Annotated in this window: 17 protein-coding genes and 1 tRNA gene; 12 read left to right on the top strand and 6 right to left on the bottom strand. The window is 65.9% G+C overall.

All coding sequences use genetic code 11. The features are described 5' to 3' along the window. Positions 1–43: 43 nt before the first annotated feature. Genes PVW46_RS10995 through PVW46_RS10985 form a run of 3 tightly spaced genes read right to left on the bottom strand, consistent with a single transcriptional unit; the run spans position 44 to position 1,969 of the window. On the bottom strand, positions 44–523 hold the full coding sequence (locus PVW46_RS10995; protein WP_043138220.1) for a DUF2948 family protein: 480 nt from the start codon (positions 521–523) through the stop codon (positions 44–46). Next, positions 520–1,791, bottom strand: coding sequence for a UDP-N-acetylglucosamine 1-carboxyvinyltransferase (gene murA, locus PVW46_RS10990; protein ID WP_043138222.1), 1,272 nt, complete (start codon positions 1,789–1,791; stop codon positions 520–522). Before murA ends, PVW46_RS10995 begins: the two co-directional genes overlap by 4 nt. A 7-nt stretch (positions 1,792–1,798) precedes the next feature. Beyond that, positions 1,799–1,969 carry a hypothetical protein gene (locus PVW46_RS10985; RefSeq protein WP_162846271.1) on the bottom strand — a complete coding sequence of 57 codons (171 nt, stop codon included), beginning with the start codon at positions 1,967–1,969 and terminating at the stop codon, positions 1,799–1,801. A gap of 128 nt (positions 1,970–2,097) precedes the next feature. On the opposite strand from PVW46_RS10985, the gene PVW46_RS10980 reads away from it, so the two are divergent. From PVW46_RS10980 to PVW46_RS10935, 10 genes are all read left to right on the top strand, one after another. Then, positions 2,098–2,172, top strand: a tRNA-Thr gene (locus tag PVW46_RS10980). A 670-nt stretch (positions 2,173–2,842) separates the two neighbouring features. Further along, entirely contained in the window at positions 2,843–4,093 is a 1,251-nt protein-coding gene (locus PVW46_RS10975; protein WP_274575930.1) for a 3-deoxy-D-manno-octulosonic acid transferase, read from the top strand. A gap of 52 nt (positions 4,094–4,145) precedes the next feature. Further along, on the top strand, positions 4,146–4,577 hold the full coding sequence (locus PVW46_RS10970; RefSeq protein WP_043138228.1) for a DUF1178 family protein: 432 nt from the start codon (positions 4,146–4,148) through the stop codon (positions 4,575–4,577). 61 nt (positions 4,578–4,638) lie between these two features. Continuing rightward, complete coding sequence (locus tag PVW46_RS10965) at positions 4,639–5,283, top strand: SDR family NAD(P)-dependent oxidoreductase (RefSeq protein WP_274575929.1); 645 nt, start codon at positions 4,639–4,641, stop codon at positions 5,281–5,283. Then, positions 5,261–5,731 carry an SgcJ/EcaC family oxidoreductase gene (locus tag PVW46_RS10960; RefSeq protein WP_069209004.1) on the top strand — a complete coding sequence of 157 codons (471 nt, stop codon included), beginning with the start codon at positions 5,261–5,263 and terminating at the stop codon, positions 5,729–5,731. Before PVW46_RS10965 ends, PVW46_RS10960 begins: the two co-directional genes overlap by 23 nt. 169 nt (positions 5,732–5,900) lie before the next feature. Then, a complete protein-coding gene (locus PVW46_RS10955; RefSeq protein ID WP_043138236.1) occupies positions 5,901–7,139 on the top strand; it encodes an aspartate kinase in 1,239 nt (412 codons plus the stop codon). 216 nt (positions 7,140–7,355) lie between these two features. Further along, positions 7,356–9,596, top strand: coding sequence for a phosphoenolpyruvate--protein phosphotransferase (ptsP, locus tag PVW46_RS10950; protein WP_069209003.1), 2,241 nt, complete (start codon positions 7,356–7,358; stop codon positions 9,594–9,596). A 93-nt stretch (positions 9,597–9,689) separates the two neighbouring features. Continuing rightward, entirely contained in the window at positions 9,690–10,124 is a 435-nt protein-coding gene (locus tag PVW46_RS10945; RefSeq protein WP_043138240.1) for a c-type cytochrome, read from the top strand. Continuing rightward, a complete protein-coding gene (locus PVW46_RS10940; RefSeq protein ID WP_274575928.1) occupies positions 10,121–11,425 on the top strand; it encodes a multicopper oxidase family protein in 1,305 nt (434 codons plus the stop codon). The genes PVW46_RS10945 and PVW46_RS10940 overlap by 4 nt, the downstream gene beginning before the upstream one ends. Further along, positions 11,425–11,850: a c-type cytochrome gene (locus tag PVW46_RS10935; RefSeq protein WP_069209001.1), complete on the top strand. Its 426-nt coding sequence runs from the start codon at positions 11,425–11,427 to the stop codon at positions 11,848–11,850. The genes PVW46_RS10940 and PVW46_RS10935 overlap by 1 nt, the downstream gene beginning before the upstream one ends. A 267-nt stretch (positions 11,851–12,117) precedes the next feature. On the opposite strand, the gene PVW46_RS10930 is transcribed toward PVW46_RS10935, so the two are convergent. Together PVW46_RS10930 and PVW46_RS10925 are read right to left on the bottom strand one after the other, a co-directional pair. After that, positions 12,118–12,882, bottom strand: a complete 765-nt coding sequence (locus tag PVW46_RS10930; protein ID WP_043138542.1) for an EcsC family protein — start codon at positions 12,880–12,882, stop codon at positions 12,118–12,120. A gap of 50 nt (positions 12,883–12,932) precedes the next feature. Further along, the gene (locus PVW46_RS10925; protein ID WP_043138248.1) at positions 12,933–13,418 is read right to left on the bottom strand and encodes a GNAT family N-acetyltransferase; all 486 of its coding nucleotides are present in this window, start codon (positions 13,416–13,418) and stop codon (positions 12,933–12,935) included. Between the two features lie 83 nt (positions 13,419–13,501). Between PVW46_RS10925 and PVW46_RS10920 the strand changes: the two genes are divergently transcribed. Beyond that, positions 13,502–14,107 (top strand): flavin reductase family protein, encoded by a 606-nt coding sequence (locus tag PVW46_RS10920; RefSeq protein WP_069209000.1) that lies wholly within the window; start codon positions 13,502–13,504, stop codon positions 14,105–14,107. Between the two features lie 202 nt (positions 14,108–14,309). Here PVW46_RS10920 and PVW46_RS10915 read toward each other — a convergent pair whose 3' ends face one another. Beyond that, positions 14,310–14,708, bottom strand: a complete 399-nt coding sequence (locus PVW46_RS10915) for a hypothetical protein (RefSeq protein WP_069208999.1) — start codon at positions 14,706–14,708, stop codon at positions 14,310–14,312. A 352-nt stretch (positions 14,709–15,060) separates the two neighbouring features. Between PVW46_RS10915 and PVW46_RS10910 the strand changes: the two genes are divergently transcribed. After that, positions 15,061–15,735 (top strand): CatB-related O-acetyltransferase, encoded by a 675-nt coding sequence (locus PVW46_RS10910; RefSeq protein ID WP_274575922.1) that lies wholly within the window; start codon positions 15,061–15,063, stop codon positions 15,733–15,735. The last annotated feature ends 96 nt before the right edge of the window (positions 15,736–15,831 follow it).

Here is a 15,831-nt window from a genome sequence, read left to right as displayed (position 1 = left end):
AAAGCCGCAAACAGTCCCGTCCCGACGACAGCCCGCCACAGGCTTACGCCCCGTGGTCCGGGAGTTTCCCCGAGGGCGCCAGGTAAGGCCGCGTCACGTCCCGCAACGCCACTTCCAGCGCCTCGACCTTGGCCCGCAAGGCCCCGTCCCCGGCCAGCGTCAGCACGACAAAACCCTCCGCGTCCTCGCCCGGCTCGAATGTCACCGACATCAGCTGCAGGATCATGTCGCGGTCCGACCGGTCCACCCCCTGGCTCGCCATTCCCAGCACGTTGTCGATCACCAGAAGTGACTGCACCCGCTCTACGGGACGGCCCCGTGCACGGGCCGCCTCGACATCTTCCCATCGGATGCGGTTGACCAACAGGCCGACCCGCCGTTTCGAAGCCTGCCAGCGGATTTCGGTCACGGGCAGAACCGCGTCCTGCACCAGGCTCGAAATTACCTCCAGGTCCCCGGCATCCAGCGCGCCAAGGTTCAGCGGGCGTTCGCCGCCATCTTCGAAACGCGCGTCCTCGGTCATGTTTCCGCCACCCTCTCGATCCGGGCGCCCACCGCCGACAGCTTGTCCTCGACGTTCTCATAGCCGCGGTCCAGGTGGTAGACCCGGTTGACCACCGTCTCCCCCTCGGCCGCCAGCCCGGCCAGGATCAGCGAAACGCTGGCCCGCAGGTCAGTCGCCATCACCGGCGCGCCGCGCAGCCGCTCGACCCCGGTCACGGTCGCCGTGCCACCGTGCACGTCGATCTGCGCGCCCATGCGCATCAGTTCCGGCGCGTGCATGAAACGGTTCTCGAAGATCTTCTCTTCCAGCACCGACACCCCTTCGGCGGTACACAACAGCGCCATCATCTGCGCCTGCAGATCGGTCGGGAACCCGGGGAAAGGCTCGGTCGTCACGTCCACCGCCGAGACCCGGCCATTGCGGCGCGCGACCTTCAGGCCGGCCTCGGTTTCCTCCACGGCGATCCCCGCCGCGTCGAGTTTCTCGCAAAAGGCCTCGACCAGCTCGATCTTGCCACCCAGGCAGGTCACTTCGCCGCCGCAGATCGCAGGCGCCAGCATGTAGGTGCCCAGTTCGATCCGGTCGGTCACAACCGCATGTGTCGCCCCGCCCAGCCGGTCGACGCCCTGAATGGTGATTTCGGGCGATCCCTCCCCCTCGATCTGCGCCCCCATCGCCCGCAGGCAACGCGCCAGGTCGACGATCTCCGGCTCGCGCGCGGCGTTCTTCAGCACGGTGGTACCCTTGGCCAGGGTTGCCGCCATCAGCGCGTTTTCCGTGGCACCGACCGAGACGAAAGGAAACTCGACGATCCCGCCGCGCAGCCCGCCCGCCGGCGCCTTGGCATGCACATAACCGTCGCGCAGGTCCATCTCGGCCCCCATCGCCTCCAGCGCCTTGAGATGCAGATCCACGGGCCGCGCGCCGATGGCACAGCCCCCGGGCAGGGACACCTCGGCATAGCCTTCGCGCGCCAGCAGCGGCCCCAGCACCAGGATCGAGGCGCGCATCTTGCGCACGATGTCATATTCCGCCCGCTGGGTGATCTTCCCGTGCGAGGACATGGCCAGCACCCGGCCATCGGCCAGGGTCGACACCTCGGCGCCCAGCGACTGCAACAGCAGCGTCATGGTGCGGATGTCCGACAGGCGCGGCGCATTGGTGAGTGTCAGCGGCTCGTCGCTGAGCAGCGTCGCCGGCATCAGCGTCAGGCAGGCGTTCTTGGCGCCCGCGATGGGAATCTCTCCGGCCAGCGGGCCGTTCCCCGTCACAACAATCGAATCCATGCCTGTCCTATTCCTCGCCCGGCGTGTCGCCATTGTCCTGTGCAGCGGGCTCTGCGGCGTCCTGCCGCGCCCGGGCCTGGGCCTTGCGGCGCGCAAGGTTGGCTTTCAGCGCCGCTTTCAGCCGCGCATCCCTGCCATCATTGCCACTTTGGCCCCGCCGTTTGTCATCCTGCTTCATGGCGCGGGTGTACCCCAGCCGGGAAAGCTGGTCCAGCCTGCGGCAAGGCGGTGGGCAAAGCTTTGTCGGTTTTTTTCAATTCGACCTCTTGCGCGGTCAGAATTTCCGGTCTAAGAGGCCCGCCACACGCTGCTGTAGCTCAGAGGTAGAGCACTCCCTTGGTAAGGGAGAGGTCGAGAGTTCAATTCTCTCCAGCAGCACCATTTTCCCAGTTCTCCCCTCCGTTTTCGCGCCCCTTCCTGGGCCTCGGAATCCTGGCTAACGGGCAGCGGGTACACTGCGGAAAAAGATGCGCCTCGTTTCGCATTCAACGCCCCGGCCCGACGCCATCGCGGAAGACCGCCCAAGGCACCGCTCCCGGATCAAGACCGAGCTCGGCCCCGGGGTGAGAAACGACCTACAACCACTTGTTTCAAAATTGGAAAAATGGTTTTCAGGCCCGCACCTTGACGGTATTGCTTACAAGCCGATTTTGAGGCCTTTCCGACCCGAATTCCTTTCACAGGAACCTGGGGCGTCAACCTGCTGATTCAGCGATGCGATCAGTAGTTATCCCCATATCGGAACAAGAAGCTTGGTGACGGTCACCGCAGCGGCGAAGCCATTTGCCCAACTCGGTCCCGGCCTTCTGTTAAAAGATCGTGTAATGACAATTTTTCTGGCCGCGCTCAGGGAAATGAGAAAAAAAATGCTCCTTTTGGTAAAGTGCACGCCCGCCAGCCCAAGCTCACCCGAATCCTACTGCCAGCTCTAACCCACTGAAAACCCAAGCAGGCGAAAATGGTCACTCTCGTCGCGCAAACCGGGATCTGCAGCCATATCACCCACCCTTGCCAAAGCCCCGCTACAGGGCCTATCCGCAAGTTCGGGCAGTTGGCCCGCGCAACGACCGGATCGACCGTGTTTCTCTATCGTCTGCTCCTCAGCCTTTTTGCCGCCGGCACCCTGGGACGCGCCCTGCGTCGGGGCGGGATCGCCGCGGCCCGGTCCCGGCTGACGCCAGGCACGCCCGTGCCCGGCGCGCATGTCTGGCTGCACGGTGCCTCGAATGGAGAGCTTGCCTCCATCCGGCCGCTTCTCGAACGGTTGATCGCCGCCCGCCCGGACCTGCACTGGCTGGTCACCGCCAACACGGACACCGGCGTGGCACTTGCCAAACGCTGGGACCTGCCCCGCGTCACCGCACGGCTGGCGCCACTGGACCTGCGCGGCCCGACACGCCGGATCATGCTGGGCTGGCAGGTGCGCGCCCATATCGCGCTGGAGGCCGAGCTCTGGCCAAACCGGTTCATCACCTGCCCCGGCCCGGTCCTGCTGCTGGGCGCACGGATGAGCGCGGGCACGGCGCGCAGTTGGGCGCGGCTGCCGAAACTGGCGAGGCGGACACTGAACCGCGTGGGCTTTGCCTCGGCGCAGGACGCTGCAAGCGCAGAGCGGCTGGCCGATCTCGGCCTGCCCGCCAGCGCACGGGGGCCGGTCGTCGACCTCAAGGCCTTTTATGCGCCCCCCGCCCCGGTGCCCGATCCCGGGCTGGACGCCGCCTTGCCCCGTCACCTGACCTGGCTCGCCGCCTCCACCCATGAAGGCGATGACCAGATCGCCCTGGCGGCGCACAAGGCCTGCCTGCGGGATACTCCAGACCTGAAGCTCATCCTCGCCCCGCGCCACCCCCGCCGCGCCGACGAAATCGCCGAGGACGCCCGCGCCCTGGGCCTGACCGTCGCCCGCCGCAGCCGGGGCGAGGACCCTGCCAAGGCGCAGGTCTACCTGGCCGACACGCTGGGAGAGATGCCGCTCTGGTACGCCCGCGCGGGCCGGGTCTTCATCGGCGGCACGCTCAGCGACCGGGGCGGGCACACCCCCTACGAGCCCGCCGCCTTTGGCGCCGCCTTGATCCACGGGCCGGACACGCGCAATTTCACCGCCGCCTTTTCACGCCTGCGGGGCATCGCGCTGGAAATCACCGATGCCGACACGCTCGCCGGTGCCCTGACTGCCCTGCAAGACCCTGCCGAACAAGAGAAATCCGGCAGCGCGGCCTGCGCCGCCCTGCGCCAGGACAGCAACCTCGACGCGCTGGCAAAGAGCGTCCTGATGCATCTGCCGCCGCCAGTGCGAACTTGATCCGCCGCGCGTTATCCTTATCTTTCGTTCAATCGCCAACCGGAGCCGGGAGATGATCCAGTACAGCCTCAAATGCGCCGACGGGCACCAGTTCGACAGCTGGTTCCAATCCGCATCCGCCTTTGACAAGCTGCAGGCTGCGGGCCACGTCGCCTGTGCCGTCTGCGGGTCGGAAAAGGTGGAAAAGGCGCTGATGGCGCCGCGCGTCGGACATGGGGACAAGCCGGAACCTGCCCCGGAAAAACCGCTGTCCAAACCCGCGAATCCCGCCGAACAGGCTCTGGCCGCGCTCAAGGCCCATGTCGAGGCGAACTCTGACTATGTCGGCAACCGTTTCGCGCAAGAGGCCCGCGCCATGCACGCCGGGGACGCCCCCGAACGCCCGATCTGGGGCGAGGCCAAGGGGCACGAGGCAAAGGCGCTGATCGAGGACGGCATCAAGGTCGCCCCCCTGCCCTTCACCCCCACGCGCAAGAGCAACTGACCCCTGTTCCGGCCCCCGCCATTGCGCTAGGCAAAGCGGGCAGACATCAGGGAGCCCGCCCATGCAGATCCTTATCACCGGCGCCAACCGCGGCATCGGCGCGGCGCTGGACAGCGCCCTGACGGCGCGCGGCGACAAGGTGCTTGGCACCGCGCGCAATCACCCTGAATACCTGCCGCTGGAGGTCACGGACCCGGCCTCGCACCGCGCCCTCTCGACAAGGCTGGAAGGCCAGGCCATCGACACGCTGATCTGCAACGCCGGCGTCTACCTCGACAAGGGAGAGAACCTCGCCGACGGCTACCCGCCCGAGATGTGGGCCGAGAGTTTCGCCGTGAATGTCACCGGCGTTTTCCTCACAGTGCAGTCGCTTCTGCCCAACCTGCAACTCTCCGACATGCCGCGCATCGCGATCATCTCGTCTCAGATGGCCTCGCACACCCGCGCGCCGGGCGGCAGCTATATCTACCGCGCTTCCAAGGCGGCGGCGCTGAACCTGGGCCGCAACCTCGCTACCGATCTGAAACCGCTGGGCATCGCCGTGGGCATCTACCATCCCGGCTGGGTCCGCACCGACATGGGCGGCGCCTCGGCCGAGATCGACGTCGAGGAGGCCGCGCGCGGGCTGGTGGACAGGATCGACGCGCTTTCCACCGAAACCACCGGCTGCTTCGAGACCTGGGATGGCCGCGCCCATCCCTTCTGATCCCCTCGCGCGACCAGAGGATTTTCCCGCCGCCTTCATCGCCGCCTGGGAGACACGGCGCGGCGAGGCCATCGCCGCGCTCTTCACCGAGGACGCGGATTTCGTGAATGTCACCGGCCTCTGGTGGCACGGGCGCGCGGCCATCGCCAAACCGCATGACTACGCGCTGAAAAGCTTTTTCAGGGAGACGACCCTGCGCGCCGGCCGGACAGAGATCCGGCGCCTTGGCGAAGACGTGGCCGTGGTGCGCTGCCGCCTGACCCTTTCAGGTCAGATAGCGCCCGACAGCAGCATTGCCGGGAATCGGCAGACCATCCTCACCGCCGTCCTGCAGCGCGGCCCCGGTGGCTGGCTGGCGGTCTCGGCCCAGAACACCGACGTCGTGCCGGGCAAGGAAACCCATGTGAACTCCGGCGCCCTTACCGCGGTCGATCACCGTCAGCGCTGACCCTGCGGCTTCTTCTTGGTCCAAATACCCCCGGGGTGAATTGGTCCCGGACCTGGTCCGGGATCAAGAGGGGCAGCGCCCCTCCTTCGCCCCCCGCCCTGCGGCCAAAGCACCCTTGCGCGCGGCCTCAACGCGGCGTAAACGCCCTGCGATCTGAAGGGGGACCTCCATGTCCGTGCTCGTGATGAAATTCGGCGGCACTTCCGTCGCCACGCTGGACCGCATCCGCCGCGCCGCCAAGCGCGTCGGCGTCGAGGTCGCCAAGGGCCATGACGTGATCGTCATCGTCTCGGCCATGTCCGGCGAGACCAACAAGCTGGTGGGCCTGGTCGAGGACACCTCGCCGCTGTTCGACGCGCGTGAATACGATGCCGTCGTTTCCTCGGGCGAGAATGTCACCGCCGGGCTGATGGCGCTGACGCTGCAGGAAATGGATATTCCCGCGCGCAGCTGGCAGGGCTGGCAGGTGCCGGTGAAAACCACCTCGGCCCATGCCTCCGCCCGGATCGAGGACATTCCCCCGGCCAATATCACCGCGAAATTCGCCGAGGGCATGAAGGTCGCCGTCGTGGCCGGCTTCCAGGGCATCTCGCCCGAGGGCCGCATCACCACGCTGGGCCGGGGCGGTTCGGACACCACCGCCGTGGCCTTTGCCGCCGCCTTCGGCGCGGTGCGCTGTGACATCTACACCGACGTGGACGGGGTCTATACCACCGATCCGCGGATCTGCGAAAAGGCGCGCAAGCTGGACCGCATCGCCTTCGAGGAAATGCTGGAAATGGCCAGCCTCGGCGCCAAGGTACTGCAAACGCGCTCTGTCGAGCTGGCGATGCGCTACAAGGTGCCGCTGCGGGTACTGTCGAGCTTCGAGGAAATGGACGACGCGGCGGGAACGCTGGTCTGCGACGAGGAAGAGATCATGGAAAGCAATATCGTGGCCGGTGTGGCCCACTCCCGCGACGAAGCCAAGATGACCCTGGTCTCGGTCGCCGACCGTCCCGGCATCGCCGCCGCGATCTTCACCCCCCTGGCCGAGGCCGGGGTCAACGTGGACATGATCGTGCAGAACATCTCGGAAGATGGCCGCACCGACATGACCTTCTCCTGCCCCACCAACCAGGTGGCGCGCGCAGAGAAGGCGATGGAAGACGCCAAGGCCAAGGGCGAGATCAACTTTCACGGCATCGTCGCCGATACCAATGTGGCCAAGGTTTCGGTCGTGGGGATCGGCATGCGCTCGGCCGCCGGCGTCGCGGCCAAGTTCTTCCGCGTGCTGGCCGACGAGGGTATCAACATCCAGGTCATCACCACGTCGGAGATCAAGATTTCCGTCCTGATCGAACGCAAGTACATGGAACTGGCCGTGCAGGCGCTGCACGATGCCTTCGAATTGGACAAGGCAAGCTGAACCCGGCGCCCCCAAGGCCCTGGACGGGTCTTGAGGGCACACACCGGGCGCGGCCCGCGCCCAGGCCGATTGAATGTTTTCTCATCAAATCGGCGCCACTCGTCACACGCATAGCGGGTATATTCTCGCCCCGTCCGCGAAAAGCGGTTTCCAATGGGGCGCGCAATGCTCTATTGCTCCGGATCGCATCCACCGGAGAGGCGCGGGAAGACATCCATGCCGACAAATACCGAATCGGAAAGCCGCAAGCTGCTTGGCCGGCTTCGCGACACGATGGCAGAGGATGCCGCCGGGCAGGCGCGCCTGGACAAGATCACCCATCTGACCGCCGACAGCATGGGGACAGAGGTCTGCTCGATCTACCTGTTTCGCGACAATGAAACGCTGGAGCTCTGCGCCACCCAGGGCCTCAAGGCCGAGGCGGTGCACCAGACCCGCATGAAACTGGGCGAGGGCCTCGTGGGACGCGTCGCCGCCACCGGCAAGACGATCAACGCCGCCGACGCGCCTTCGGCCCGCGGCTTCCGCTACATGCCGGAAACCGGGGAAGAGATCTATTCCAGTTTCCTCGGCGTGCCGATCCAGCGCCTCGGCTCCAAACTGGGGGTGCTGGTCGTTCAGTCCAAGCAGGCGCGCGAATTCACCTCGGACGAGGTCTACGCACTCGAGGTCGTGGCGATGGTCCTGGCCGAGATGACGGAACTGGGCGCCTTCGTCGGCGAGGGCGCGGCGCTCAAGGCGCGCCACACCCAGTCGCTGCTGTTCCGCGGCGGCACCGGTCAGGAAGGCAGCGCGATGGGCAATGCCTGGCTGCACGAACCGCGCGTGGTCGTCACCAACCCGGTGGCTGACGACCCCGACACCGAACTGCAGCGCCTGCATGACGCGGTGGACCAACTGCGTGTCTCGGTGGACGAGATGCTGGCCGGCGCCGGCGGCGAGGGCGAGCACGCCCAGGTGCTCGAAGCCTACCGCATGTTCGCCAATTCCAAGGGTTGGATGCGCCGCATGGAAGAGGACATCGCCCGCGGCCTTTCGGCCGAGGCGGCGGTGGAAAAGGAACAGTCCACGGCCCGCGCCCGCATGGCGCAGGTCAACGACACCTACCTGCGCGACCGTCTGCACGATCTCGACGACCTGTCGAACCGCCTGCTGCGCATCCTCACCGGCCAGGGCGCCCAGACCGGCGCCGAACTGCCCGACAACCCGATCCTGATCGCCCGCAACATCGGCCCCGGCGAACTGCTGGAATACAACCGCAAGCTCAAGGGCGTGGTGCTGGAAGAAGGCTCTGTCGGCAGCCATGCCGCCATCGTCGCCCGCGCGCTGGCAATCCCGCTGGTGATCCATGTCGACCGCATCACCAACGAGGCCCTGAACGGCGACCAGATCCTTGTAGACGGCGACCAGGGCATCGTGCACCTGCGCCCCGACGACACCGTGGTCAGCGCCTTCCGCGACAAGATGGCGATGCAGGCCAAAGCCCAGGAACGCTATTCCTCGATCCGCGACACCGATTGCGTCTCTGCCGACGGGGTGCGCGTGCACCTGCACATGAACGCCGGGCTGATGGCCGACCTGCCCTCGCTCGAAGGCTCTGGCGCCGAGGGTGTGGGCCTGTTCCGCACCGAGCTGCAGTTCCTCGTCCGCAACAAGATGCCCAAGCGCACCGAGCTGGTCGAGATCTACGCCCAAGTGCTGGATGCCGCGCAGGGCAAGCGCGTGATCTTCCGTACCCTCGACATCGGCTCGGACAAGGTGCTGCCCTACATGAAATCGCTGGACGAGCCCAACCCGGCGCTTGGCTGGCGGGCGATCCGGGTGGCGCTGGACCGTCCCGGCGTGATGCGGATGCAGCTTCAGGCGCTGGTGCGCGCTGCCAATGGCCGCCCGCTGACGATCATGTTTCCCTTCATCGCCCAGTACGAGGAATACGCCCGCGCCCGCGACGAGGTGGACAAGGTGCTGGCCCGCGAACGTCGCCTGGGTCACCCGGTGCCAGAGCGCATGGAGGTGGGCGCCATGCTGGAAACCCCCAGCCTGGCTTTCGCCTCGCGCCGTTTCTTCGAAGAGGTGGAATTTCTCTCCATCGGCGGCAACGACCTCAAGCAGTTCTTCTTTGCCGCCGACCGCGAAAACGAGCTGGTCCGCCGCCGCTACGACACGCTCAACATCTCCTTCCTCAGCTTCATCGAGAACATCGTCGAACGCTGCGAAAGCACCGGCACACCGCTGAGTTTCTGCGGCGAGGATGCCGGCCGCCCGATCGAAGCGCTGGTGCTGGCCGCCATCGGGCTGCGCTCGCTCTCGATGCGGCCCGCCTCGGTCGGACCGGTGAAATCGCTCTTGATGCGCTATTCGCTGAAAGAGGTGCGCGACGTGATCGAGGAATCCAAGATGCGCGGTGAACAATCGGTACGGCAGGCCGTCATGGAGTACCTGCGCGACAATTCCTGATCGCGGCGCCTCACGCCAAGTTGCCCTGCACCGCCTTGACAGGTGCCGCCCCTGCTTCAACTCTGCCCCGACACGACAGACTTGGGGACAGACATGCACAAACCGATCCTGACCGGCCTTTTCATCCTGGCCGGGGCCGCCGCCCTTGCCCATTCCGGGGTTCAGAACCAGGCCGTTCTGGCGCGCATGGAGGCGATGAAATCCATCGGCGACGCGATGAAGGTGCTGGGCCGCATGGCCAAGGGACAGGCGAGTTTCGACGCCAGCGCCGCGCAAGACGCCGCCGCGGGCATCGCGCGCCATTCCGCGGACACCCCTGCGCTGTTCACCGCCCGGGAAACCGATCCGAAGTCCGAGGCCAAACCCGCGATCTGGACCGATTTCGCCGATTTCACGGCCAAGGCCCGGGCGCTGGAAACCGCCGCCCTGGACGTGTCGAAATCGCTCACGTCGCCGGACGACCTGGTGCCTGCCGTGCAACGGCTGGGCCAGGCCTGCAAATCCTGCCACAGCCTCTACCGGGAATGACCATGTCGCTGAACCGCCGCCAGTTCCTTGCCTCGACGCTTGCCGTCACGGCCCTGCCCCGCTTTGCCCTGGCTGCCCCGCACCCGCTGCGGGCAGAACCCGTGGTCTCGCAGATCCTCGATGCCGGAGAGGGGCAGACGGCGGGCTTTGGCTTCAACGGCTCGACCCCCGGTCCGGAACTGCGCCTGCGCGCGGGTGAGCGCCTTTCGGTCGCGTTTGAAAACAATCTGCCCGATCCCACCGCCGTGCACTGGCACGGCATCCGCATTGCCAACGCGATGGACGGCGTGCCCGGCCTGACGCAGGAGGCGGTCGCTCCCGGCAGCACGTTCGACTATGAATTCGTCGCGCCGGACGCGGGCACCTACTGGTATCACTCGCATCACCAGAGCTGGGAACAGGTGGCGCGCGGTCTCTACGGCCCGCTCATCGTCGAAGAGGCCACGCCCCCGGATGTCGACCACGACATCACCGTGATCCTCGACGACTGGCGGCTGGAGCCTTCCGGCAAGATGGCGGGCGATTTCGGCAACATGCATGATTTCGCCCATGCCGGCCGGCTGGGCAATTTCGCCAAGGCGATCCTCCCGGAGATCACGGTGAACCGGGGCCAGCGCCTGCGCCTGCGCATCATCAACACCGCCACCGCGCGGGTCTTTCCGCTGGCGCTCGACGGGATCGCGGGCCGTGTCGTGGCGCTGGATGGCCGCCCCCTGCCGGAACCGCGCGACCTGTACCAGGTCTCGCTTTCCCCCGCGCAACGGATCGACGTGATCGGGGACGTGACCGACACGGTCCGCTTTCTCTTTCCCACCCCGGAAGAGGCCTTTGTCATGGGCACGCTGGAACCCGGCCAGGACCCGGTGACGCCGCGCGAGGCACCCGTTGCCGCCCTGCCCGACAGCCCCCGCCCGACACCCTCGGACAATCCCCGCGCCCTGACCCTGCGGATGCAGGGCGGCGCGATGGGCGGGCAGCACGCGGGCGATGACATCTGGTCCTTCAACGGCGTCTCGGGCCTGCCCGACAGCCCCTGGGCCAGCTTCGACCGGGGGGAGACCGCGCGCCTGCGCCTCGTCAACGACACCGCCTTTCCGCATGGCATCCACCTGCACGGCCACCATTTCCACGAGGTGAACGAGGACGGCAGCCCCGGCGACCTGCGCGACACTACCCTGCTGATGCGGGGCGAGACGCGCGAAATCCTCGTGGTCTTCGACAATCCGGGCAAGTGGCTCCTGCATTGTCACATGCTGGGGCATCAGGCCTCGGGCATGAAAACCTGGGTCGAGGTGGCGTGATGCGCGCGATTCTGGCCTTTGTCCTCTTGCACCTGCCCGCCCTCGCGGCACATGAACTCGACGGGCGCGACATCGCCGCCGGGCGGGCGATTTATGCCGAAAATTGTGCAAGCTGCCACGGCGTCAACCTGCAGGGCCAGCCGGACTGGCAGACCCCGGACGATCAGGGCATCTACCCCGCGCCGCCGCATGACGAGACCGGTCACACCTGGCACCATGCCAACGCCGATCTCTTCGATTACACGAAACGCGGCGGACAGGCGGTTGTGACAGACCTCGGGCTCAAGAATTTCACCAGCGGCATGCCCAGTTTCGCCGACACGCTTTCGGACGAGGAAATCTGGCAGGTGCTGGCCTATATCCGCTCGACCTGGCCGGACCGCATCCGCGAGATCCACGCCGGCCGCAATCCGCCGCACGACTGACCGGGACGCCCGTCCAGGCAACAGCCCCAAGCAACAGCCCATGAAAAAACCCGATCACAGCCTTCGGCATGTGACCGGGTTCCAGGACTGTCTACACGAGTTCGCCCCTACCGTTCTGGCCAGAGCGCCGCCCGCGCATTCTGCGCGGATGGAGACCCTATCCCCTGTGCTTTTGGCGCGGCCTTCGGCGAAGCCGGGCCTTTCGTGGGACGGGCGCTTCGTTCCGGGGCTTTCCGCCCCGGTACGACTCACTTACCGCGGTTAAGCCTAATTCCGCGTTAACCGCGGTTCCGCCATCTGGGTTTTCAACTCGGCCACCAGTTCGTCGCGCGGCAGGCCGGATCGCTCGGACAGGGCCAGCAGGCCGAAATGCACATGCGCCATCTGCTGGTAGTAACTGGTATAGGCGTAATTCGTCGCCGCCCCCGCCACGGCCCCCAGTACCGGCACCGTCTGCGCCGCCAGTTTCTGGCCCATCGCGACCGAGAGTTTCGGCGCGATCCGGGCAATCAGGCTGTGCACCGCCGCGCCCGTCACCGTCACCCGTGCCGCGAGAAAGCCCATATCGGCGCCGTCGTCCGCTTCCAGCGGGCCTGCCACGGCAAAGACCGTCAGACATTCCCGCGCCACTGCCGGGTCATCGGGATCGAACCCGTATTCCGCCGCGATTCCTTGGATTGCCCGCAACAGCACCGTCACAGTAACCGGCAATTCCGCCAGCGCCGTCGGCAACCCGCCCGATCCGCCCGCAGCCCCCATCGCCGTGGCCAGCGCCGTGTTCAGCCAGCCCTTCTGGTCCGGCACCACGCCGCGCGACTGCTGCGCCGCCTGAAGGGCGACGGTCAGCGCCCGCCGAGTCCCCTCTTCCAGCCGGTCCTTGGCATGGTCGGGCAGCCGTTCCAACAGATTGCCCGCCTGCCCGCCGATCAGCGACAACACCTGCATCCCGATCGACCCGGCCTCGTGATAACGCTTGGCCAGGGCGGCAATTTCCGCCTTGTGGTGCAGTACCGGCAATGTCGTGTCAGTCACGTCTGGGCCCTCCTCGATCCTCACAAAGATGGGATCTGAGCGGCCCGCGATCAAGCCGCGCGCGTCACCGGACCCGTGACACCGGCCCAGGCACCGGGCACCAGCTCCAGCCCCAGCACCCGGTCCGGGTTGGTCGGCGGCGGCATCTCGACCCCCTCAAGACGCTGGAAACCGAAGCGGGCGTAATACGGCGCATCCCCCACCAGCAGCACCCGCGCAAAGCCCTGTTCCTCTGCCCGCGCCACCGTGTCCCGGATCAACGCCGCGCCCAGCCCCTCGCCCTGGGCGATGGGGTGCACCGCGACCGGCCCCAGGAGAAGCGCGTCGTGATCGCCCACGCGCACCGGCCAATAGCGAATCGCCCCGCCGATGGTCCCGTTCTCGTCCCGAGCCACCCGGCACAGGGGCGCCACAGGCGCCACATCCTCGCGCAGGCGGTAGGACGACAGCGCCGTGCGTCCCGGCGCAAAGGCCAGGTCGAAGAGGGCCTCGACCTCCCACCAGTCATCCGCTGTTTCCTGTGCAAGCGTGAACACCAGTCCTGCCCCCTGCCCCCGTGCATTCCGGCGCAAGGCCGCGTATCACGCGACAAACTCACGCGCAAACAGGAGCGACACCCTTGTTCTATCGTCCCGAGGACGGCCACGGCCTGCCGCACAACCCGTTCAACGCCATCGTGACACCCCGCCCCATCGGCTGGATTTCGACCCGGGGAGCCGACGGGCACGACAATCTGGCCCCCTATTCCTTTTTCAACGCGGTCGCCTATGTCCCGCCGCAGGTCATGTTCGCCTCGACCTCGGCCAAGGAGGACCGCGGCGACACCAAGGACAGCGTCGCCCAGATCCGCGAAACCGGCGTGTTCTGCGTCAACATCGTGGAATACGAGATGCGCGACGCGATGAACGCCACCTCGGCCTTCTTCGGCAAGGAGGTCGACGAGTTCGCCGAGGCGGGTCTTGAGAAAGCGGAGTGCGAGACCATCGCCTGTGCGCGCGTGGCGGCGGCCCCCGCCAACCTGGAATGCAAGCTGACCCAGATCGTGCAACTGCCCGGCAAGGCGAATTTCGCCGTCTTCGGAGAGGTGACAGGCGTGCATATCCGCGACAATTGCCTGGTCGACGGCATCTTCGACGTGCTGACCTTCAACCCGCTCAGCCGCATGGGCTATCGCGACTACACCGTCGTGCGCGAGAAATTTCCGCTGAAGCGCCCGGGAGAGTGACGACGCAGCCCCACGCTGGCGCCTTGGACAGCGGCTTCGGATACCGCACGACAGCGCCGGGCGATCAACGGCTGTATACGGGGAGCGGACTGTTCAACGTCATGTCCGCTCCCCGACATCGGTCATCCGCCTGAGGTGCGGCGAAAGCTGGCAAAGAGTCCTTGTTGTCCGATGCTGCGCATCCCACGAATGGCGGCTTTGTTCAGCCAGACATGAGAACCAGTGCCCCCACAAAAACATTGATACCAATTGTCCAAACATCAAATGCCAGCATCGGCCATCTGTTGAATGTGCTAATCGTCAGTGGACTCAGCAGCCAAGACAGAGGCCCGGTCGTTCGGACTTGAACGGATTTCCTAATTCGCAATCCGCACCATATGGACACAACGCCGAAGAGGAAAAATAGGGGCGGGAACACGGTGGTCGCGAGCATGATTGCCATCAATGCAAAAACGAACGGCAAAACAGGTTTTATCTCATCTTCGGTTGGTCCCTGATATTTCTCGTATAGTGGAGGAAATCCCTGACTGACCTGTAGGGCAACAATCAGATAAAGGCACCCTGCAAAGGAGAACGCTATAATAAAGACCATAACTTGCATTAGACGTCATCCAATGAACAGAATTCAAGTAGTTGCATGATTGCAATCGCTTCTTCGTGTGTTCAATTACCGCGGCCACTGGCGAAGCCCAAGCAAAAGCCCACTCCGTCCCGCAAACCCGTCACTCATACAACCAACCGCGAAGGTCCGCGCCGACCAACCGGCTCGTATCGTGCACTCGCCGCTTCGGACTGCAACCCTCCACCCCGTATGCCCTCCATGCGGATCCGCATGGCCCCGCCCTCTCGCATTCCGGTGCCGGGCGTGCTACCACTGCGCTGCAACGATGGAGGCAGTGATGGACCAGACCCTTTGAACCCCTGACATTTTCCCAGAGTTCAAAGGAGGCATCATGCCTGATCCATCCATGCCGGGTCCTTCCCTGCCCGCGCCAGACGCGGCCTTTCCCATCATCCTGCCCGACGGTACCCCGCATCGCGGCACGGTTTTCCTGAAAAACGTGATCGACCATCCACGCTTCGAGGTCGGCGACTACACCTACGCCTCGGACTTCGACCCGCCTGAGGACTGGGCGGCGCGGCTGGCCCCCTACCTGTTCCCCTTCAGCCAGGAAAAGCTGCGCATCGGCAAATACTGCCAGATCGCCCACGGGGTCCGGTTCATCGGCAGTTCGGCCAATCACGCGACCGACGGGCTGACCACCTTTCCCTTTGCGGTCTTCGACCCGTCGACCATGCTGGGTTACCAGCCCGACAGCCGCGACACGGTGATCGGCCATGACGTCTGGCTGGGCTATGGCGCCCGGGTCCTGCCCGGCGCGCGGATCGGCAATGGCGTCATCGTCGGCGCAGGCGCCGTGGTGCGCGGCACGGTGCCCGATTACGCCGTCGTCACCGGCAACCCGGCGCAGGTGGTCAAGATGCGGTTTGCCCCGCAAGAGATCGAGACGCTCAACGCGCTGGCCTGGTGGGACTGGCCCCCCGAGCTTGTCGCCCGGGCCCGTCCGGCGCTGGAGGCCAGCGACGTTGCCGCGCTGCAGCAAATCGCACCGGCAGATCCCGGCTGAGCGCGAAAAAGGGCGCCCTTTCGCGGGCGCCCTTAACGAAACCTTGCCGGTTTGTACAAAATGCTGAAAACGGCGTACGTTTTGTACAAAACGTAC

Source organism: Mameliella sp. AT18 (assembly GCF_028807275.1).
In the GTDB taxonomy this organism is placed as follows: Bacteria; Pseudomonadota; Alphaproteobacteria; order Rhodobacterales; family Rhodobacteraceae; genus Antarctobacter; species Antarctobacter albus.
Note: the sequence above shows the minus strand (reverse complement) of the source record. Positions and strands in the feature narration are given on the sequence as shown.